This is a genomic window from Pseudogracilibacillus sp. SO30301A (genome assembly GCF_037072025.1).
Lineage (GTDB): Bacteria > Bacillota > Bacilli > Bacillales > Amphibacillaceae > Pseudogracilibacillus.
Genome location: NZ_JAXHDD010000048.1, coordinates 22,086 through 29,162, shown reverse-complemented (window position 1 = coordinate 29,162; position 7,077 = coordinate 22,086). Strand labels below are relative to the sequence as shown.

The 7,077-nt window shown below is 36.4% G+C and carries 3 protein-coding genes; 2 read left to right on the top strand and 1 reads right to left on the bottom strand.

Going from position 1 to position 7,077, the window contains the following annotated elements; genetic code table 11:
- Nucleotides 1-854 precede the first annotated feature (854 nt).
- Nucleotides 855-2,975, bottom strand: a complete 2,121-nt coding sequence (locus SPD89_RS17535; protein WP_336263242.1) for an MMPL family transporter — start codon at nt 2,973-2,975, stop codon at nt 855-857.
- A 442-nt stretch (nt 2,976-3,417) separates the two neighbouring features.
- On the opposite strand from SPD89_RS17535, the gene SPD89_RS17530 reads away from it, so the two are divergent.
- Together SPD89_RS17530 and cysI are read left to right on the top strand one after the other, a co-directional pair.
- Nucleotides 3,418-5,235 carry an assimilatory sulfite reductase (NADPH) flavoprotein subunit gene (locus SPD89_RS17530; protein WP_336263241.1) on the top strand — a complete coding sequence of 606 codons (1,818 nt, stop codon included), beginning with the start codon at nt 3,418-3,420 and terminating at the stop codon, nt 5,233-5,235.
- Nucleotides 5,236-5,276: 41 nt separating this feature from the next.
- Complete coding sequence (gene cysI / locus SPD89_RS17525; protein ID WP_336263240.1) at nt 5,277-6,998, top strand: assimilatory sulfite reductase (NADPH) hemoprotein subunit; 1,722 nt, start codon at nt 5,277-5,279, stop codon at nt 6,996-6,998.
- The last annotated feature ends 79 nt before the right edge of the window (nt 6,999-7,077 follow it).

The window sequence follows — 7,077 nt, the reverse complement described above, 5'->3', positions numbered from 1 at the left end:
GAAGAAGGAAAAAAAGAAGAAAGAAAAAAAGTAGCAAAAAGAATGTTGCAACTTAATATGAACGAGGAGCAAATAATCGCTGTTGCAGATTTGTCAAAAGATGAAATAGAGCGGATAAAGGATGAGTTAACTAAATAACGTGGGGTATCCACGATTTTTTTTAAGCACATCAATGAAAGGGGTTACAGAAAGAGTTTTTACCAAAATCTTGGACTAGTATGATTAAAGTTGGAAAAAGACGTTATACTAATCTGGAAAAATTTCAAGGGGAAATATTCATTGAAAGTCGTCATCTTATATTTTAAAGGCGAGGCTTGGATAGAAGGGTGCCTCATCGGGAGCAAGAACTTTGAGCCTATCGTGATTATCTAATAAATAGAGGATGTTCAAAAAGTCCGGTGAAAATGACACATCGCATTTCTTCGTTGGCTTGCTTTTCCGCTACTCATGTATTTAACTGCATACGTTCCGTTGCCGGGAGATACGCCGCCTCGAACTGCTCGCTCTTTTTCATTCTCCTATTTGAACACGCACTCATAGAGAAATTGAAAGATAAAGTTAATCACTGCCGGTCAATATATTGATCATACTGGTGGGTTAGTCATAACTGAGTACAGATAGTTAAGCAGAAGCAGAAATGATTGCAAAGAATGATCCAGCGATTCTCGACCAAAAATTAACATATCAAGTCATCCTTGGGAACCACTGTTAGGAAAGTTTATTGAATAAAATCAAGGAAAAGGTGACGATTTAAAAATCAATCACCTTTTTTAGCAGATAAGAAAGTATAAAACTTTCCTACTGCATAAGTGCAACTAAGGCTTTCGCCAAGGCTTGGCGATAAGCCAAGTTTTCTAAAGTTTACTTTTTTCTCCGTCTAATCGGATATATTCATTTTTCTCAAAAAGGATAAGTAATCCTGGCATTAAAACTCCCCGTATTAAAAATGTATCCATTAAAATTCCGATTGCAACAATAAATCCGAAAATATATAATACTTCTACAGGCTGAGTGATTAACACTGCAAACGTGGCAGCCAGGATGATCCCTGCTGATGAAATGACTCCACCAGTATGAGAGACTGCTCGAGCTACTGCTTCCTTTACAGGAAAATGTTTCTTTTCTTCTAAATACCTCGACACAAGGAAAATGTTATAATCTATTCCAAGTGCTACGAGAAAGACAAACGCATAGACAGGAACCCGATTACTGATCGAATGAACATCGAAAACATAACCACTTAAGAAAGTACCTACACCAAGAGCAGCTAAAAATGAAATTAAAATGGTGCTTATCATTAATATTGAAATTTTCACAGATCTTGTTAAAAAGATTAACATAGAAAAGATCAAAATCGTTTCAATAATAACGATGACGACTAAATCTCGGTTATTTACATTACGATTATCGACCGATGCGGCAGTTTCTCCAGCAAAATAAAACTCTCCTTTTACACCTGCTGCAGCTACAAGTTCATTTGCATCTGCCATTATATTTTCTAAAGCGTCAATCGTTGCTACATCATATGGGTCTTCTTCAAACGTTAAATCGTATTGAATGACATGTTCATCATCCGTTATATTTGATATTCGGACAGAATCTACCAAATCCTTTTCCTCTAAAAGATTTGCAATCTCTTGTTGTTGTTCATTTGTCACCTTTTCATCCGCTTCAAAAATAACAGTTGTTGGAGCGAGTGCACCTTTACTAAATTTATTTTCTAATATATCAAATCCAACCCGGGAAGGCATATCATCCGGAAAAGACTTCATTGTATTATATTCATACGTAATAGTAAAGACGTTGCTCGATGATATGATGAGAAATAGTAGAATCGCTATAACAGAAAGAACCGGTTTATTGGAGACAAATTGCCCTACTTTACTCCAAAGGGAAGAAGTACGTACTTCTTCATCATCAACTTTAGGAATTTTTGGCCAAAAAGCTCTTCTTCCAAGCAACGTAAATAACGCCGGAATGAGCGTTACAGATGAAAACATAACGACAAGAACTGCAATACTAAAAATAGGGGCAAAATTTTTATAATCCCCAAATATTGCTGCAAATAAAACGAGCATTGCTAACAGAATCGTAGAGCCAGAATAAAAGATTGGAATACCTATCTCTCTCATAGCAAATTTCATTGCTTCATATTTATCTGCGTATTTTTTTAATTCTTCCCTGAAGCGAGAAAAAATAAATAAAGAATAATCAATAACAACCGCAAAGAGTAAAATCATCATGATAGATAGCGATTGGCTAGCAAGTTCGACCCCGCTTAATCCTAAAAGTCCGAGTAAACGATCGGCAACTGCATAAACAAAAACAGCCGCGATTAGTGGTATTAATGCGAGTAGCGGTGAACGATAAGTAAAGATTAATAGCACTAAAATTATTCCAACTGTCGAAAATAAAAGTACAAGGTCTGCACGTGAAAATAAATCAGTTGCGTCAACAGCAATTCCAGCAGGACCGGTAATATAAGCCTTCAAATCGGGATATGATTCTAATATCGGGTAAATCTCTTCTAGTCCAACATTAATTTCTTTAGATGTTAAATTTTCCTCAAATAAAACCGGTAGGAATGCCGCCTCATTATCGTCTGAAAAGAACGTACTTGCAGCATCCGGTGGTAACAAATGTAAAGGTATGACACTTTTTACGTATGGAATGTCGTTTTCGAACAGTTCTTCTGTAAGGACACCGAGCTCATCAAGTGTAATCTCTTCACCTTCAAAGACGAGGATAGCCGGAACTCCATCATCTTCTTTAAAATATTCATCTACCTTTTTCTGGGCTTCTTCAGATGGACTAGTATCTGGATAAAGCTGGCTAACATTGTTAACGGAATAGTCATTAGAACTTGGAGCGACCATCGATAAAATTATCGTCAGTAAGACCCAAATAGCTAGAGTAATCCATGCTCCTTTTTTGGTTGAAATATGATCTGTTATCGTATGTATGAGTTTATGCAACACAAACACTCCTTAAGTAAGAATTTTGCTCTTTTAGTTGTATAAAAATTGTGAGACTTCACCTATAATTGATTTTAGTGTAGGAGCATAGTCTACATAAGCTATTCTATTTTTCTAGTCTTAATTTATGCGCACAGATTCAATAAATGATATCATATTTTGCGGTTCTTATTCTCTCCGTTAACTTATTTCTTGGTATCTAGACATTAAAAAACGTTTAAAAATATTAAATATTGAAAGATTTCCTTGCTGTATACAAGTTTTCGTAATGTTTTTAAAACTTTACTTGACTTATCGGAATAATATGGATAAAATCAAACTAAATAAATGAGCTACTCATTATTTCGCTGACTAGATGAACTAGAGGCGATTCTAATCTATGTGGATTAGAATCGCCTCTTTTTTATGTCAGTTAAAAAATACATTAGTGAGGTGTGAATAATTGCAACTGCAAGTAGTAAACAGTCCATTTGATCAAGAACAAATCAAGTTATTGAATCATTTATTAACAAATTTGTCTAAAGAACAATGTACATGGTTAAGCGGGTATCTTGCTGCTGTTCCTCATTCAAATGAAGCGGCAGCAAGCATTGCTTTAGCAAACCCTCCGGATCCCAAGCAAAATGCTGCAACCGTACAGGAAATCACTGTTCTATACGGTTCGCAAACTGGCAATGGTCAAGAATTAGCTGAGGATTTTTCTAGCAAACTAAAAGAGCAAGGATTAAACGTAACATTGACTTCGATGAATGAGTTTAAACCAAATGCATTACGAAAGCTAAAAAACTTGCTTATAATTATGAGCACACATGGAGAAGGGGATCCCCCTGACAATGCCCTGTCGTTTTATGAATTTCTTCATGGAAAAAGAGCTCCGAAACTTGAACAATTAAATTATTCGGTACTCGCATTAGGGGATAGTTCTTATGAGTTTTTTTGTCAAACTGGAAAAGAGTTTGATCAGAGATTGGCAGAGTTAGGTGCAACAAGAATTTGTCCTAGGGTCGATTGCGATTTAGACTATGATGAACCTGCTTCTGAATGGTATGAACAAGTGGAACGTTCTTTCCAAAAGTTAAGCAATGTCAATGAATTGGTAAGTTTTCCTTCCGCTACAGAAACAGAAAAAATTACTACTCTTTATTCTAGAAAAAATCCATTTAAAGCAGAAGTATTAGAAAATTTTAATTTAAATGGAAGAGGGTCTAACAAGGAAACAAGACATTTAGAACTGTTAATTGAAGGTTCAAATTTTCAGTATGAGCCCGGAGATAGTATAGGGGTTTATCCGCAAAATGACCCTGAACTTGTCGATGCGTTGATCACGGAGATGAAGTGGACGTCAGATGAACTTCTTACGATTAAAAAAGAAGAACATACGCTTGAGAAGGCGCTACTTCATTATTATGAAATAACGGTATTGACAAAACCATTGCTGCAACAAGTGAATGAGAAATTTGGTAACGAAAAATTGAGAGACTTGCTTCGGCCTGAAAATGATGAAGATCTAAAAGAATATATTCAGAATCATGATTTATTGGATTTAGTTAAGGACTTTTCATTAACGGGCATCTCTAGTCAAGAGCTAATTTCCCTACTGCGCAAAATGCCTGCTCGCTTGTATTCCATTGCAAGCAGTCATAAAGCAAACCCTGATGAAGTCCACCTAACAATCGGAACTGTCAGGTATCATGCGGGCGGGCGACAACGGAATGGTGTTTGTTCCGCCCAATGTGCTGAAAGAGTTGATGTTGGAGATACTCTTAATATTTATGTTCATCGCAATCCAAATTTCAGATTGCCTGCCGATTCAAATATACCAATAATAATGATTGGCCCTGGCACTGGTGTTGCCCCTTATCGTTCCTTTTTAGAAGAAAGAGAAGAGATTGGTGCAGAAGGAAAGACATGGCTGTTTTTTGGAGATCAACATTGTGTTACCGACTTTATTTATCAAGTGGAATGGCAACGATGGCTTAAAGAAGGAGTTTTAACAAGAATGGATGTAGCTTTTTCCCGTGATACTGATCATAAAGTATATGTCCAACATCGAATGAAGGAAAATAGCAAGGAATTATTTGATTGGTTAGAAGAAGGTGCCATTGTCTATGTGTGTGGAGATGAGAAAAATATGGCTAAAGATGTGCACGAAACATTAGTTGATATTATTCAACAAGAAGGCAATTTAAGTTCAGAGGGGGCAAACTCCTATCTAACTAAGATGCAACAGGAAAAACGTTATCAAAGAGATGTCTATTAAGCTCTTAGTTAATTTATCAATCAAAAGAGAGGAGATTTACCTTGAAAAATAACAAAGTGTTAGAAACTCAGAGTGAAAACCATAGTGATGTAGAACGGATTAAACGAGAAAGCAATTATTTGCGGGGAACCTTGAAGGAAATGCTTGAAGAACCAATAAGTGCTGGAATTCCGGATGATGATAATCGGTTAATGAAGTTTCATGGGAGTTATTTGCAAGATGATCGCGATTTACGGAATGAGCGACAGCGTCAAAAATTAGAACCGGCTTATCAATTTATGATACGAGTGCGAGCACCAGGTGGGGTAGCTACTCCAGAACAATATCTTACGATGGATGAGCTTGCTCATAAGTATGGAAATGGCACTTTGCGATTAACGACAAGACAATCATTTCAATTGTACGGTATTATAAAATGGAATATGAAAAGCATCATGAAGGAAATTAATGATACGTTATTAACTACGCTAGGCGCATGTGGTGATGTGAACCGAAACGTTATGTGTAACCCGAATCCCTATCAATCTGAAATCCATTCAGAAGTATATGAATGGACAGCAAAACTTAGTGAGCATCTTTCCCCAAAGACAAAAGCATATCATGAAATATGGCTAGATGGAAAAAAGGCAATAGATAGCAAAGAACAAGAGGATATGGAACCTATTTATGGAACTGTTTACTTGCCAAGGAAATTTAAAATTGGAGTAGCTGTTCCACCTTCCAATGATGTGGATGTATATTCACAAGATATCGGTTTTATTGCCATTATAGAAGATGGAAAGCTCGCTGGGTTCAATGTAGCGGCTGGTGGTGGAATGGGAATGACGCATGGAGACACTGCTACGTATCCACAGCTTGCCCGAGTTATTGGATTTTGCAAACCAAATCAACTATTGGATGTTGCAGAGAAACTTGTTATGATTCAACGAGATTTCGGAAATCGTTCTATAAGAAAATACGCTCGCTTTAAATACACGATAGATGTTAGAGGGCTAGATTGGCTTATCGATGAACTTCAAAGTAGACTAGACTGGAAATTGGAAGAAGCACGTCCGTTCCATTTTGACCATACCGGAGATCGTTATGGCTGGGTTAAAGGAAGTAATGGAAAATGGCACTTAACAATCTTTATCCAAAATGGACGTATAAAAGATACGGATGACTATAAGTTGATGACAGGGCTACGAGAAATAGCGAAGATGCACACTGGAGATTTCCGTTTGACTGCAAACCAAAATTTGATTATCGGCAATGTAGCTCCTGAGAATAAAGAAGTGATTAATGAATTAATTCAAAAGTATAATATTGCTGATGGGAAAAATAACTCGGCATTGAGAAGAAATTCCATGGCCTGTGTTGCGTTTCCGACATGTGGATTGGCGATGGCCGAGTCAGAACGATATTTTCCTTCTTTACTAGAAAAATTAGAAATACTATTGGAGGAAGCTGGGTTGAGCGAAGAAGAGATTACCATTCGTATGTCGGGTTGCCCAAATGGTTGTTCTCGTCCTGCTTTAGCTGAGATAGGTTTTATTGGTAAAGCGCCAGGAAAATATAATTTGTATATCGGTGGTAGTTTTAAAGGGGAACGATTGAGCAAATTATATAAAGAAAGTATAGGTGAACAAGGAATTATAGAAGCTTTAAAACCAATATTCGATGATTATGCAACAACAAAACAAGATAATGAGCGATTCGGAGATTTTGTCATTCGAAAAGGATACGTCGAAGAAGTGTTGAATGGAATGAATTTCCATAACTGATTACAAAAAATAAATCGTAAATTTTGGAAAACGCTAGACAATATAAAAAAAGATGGTATTATTATATATAATAATCCAA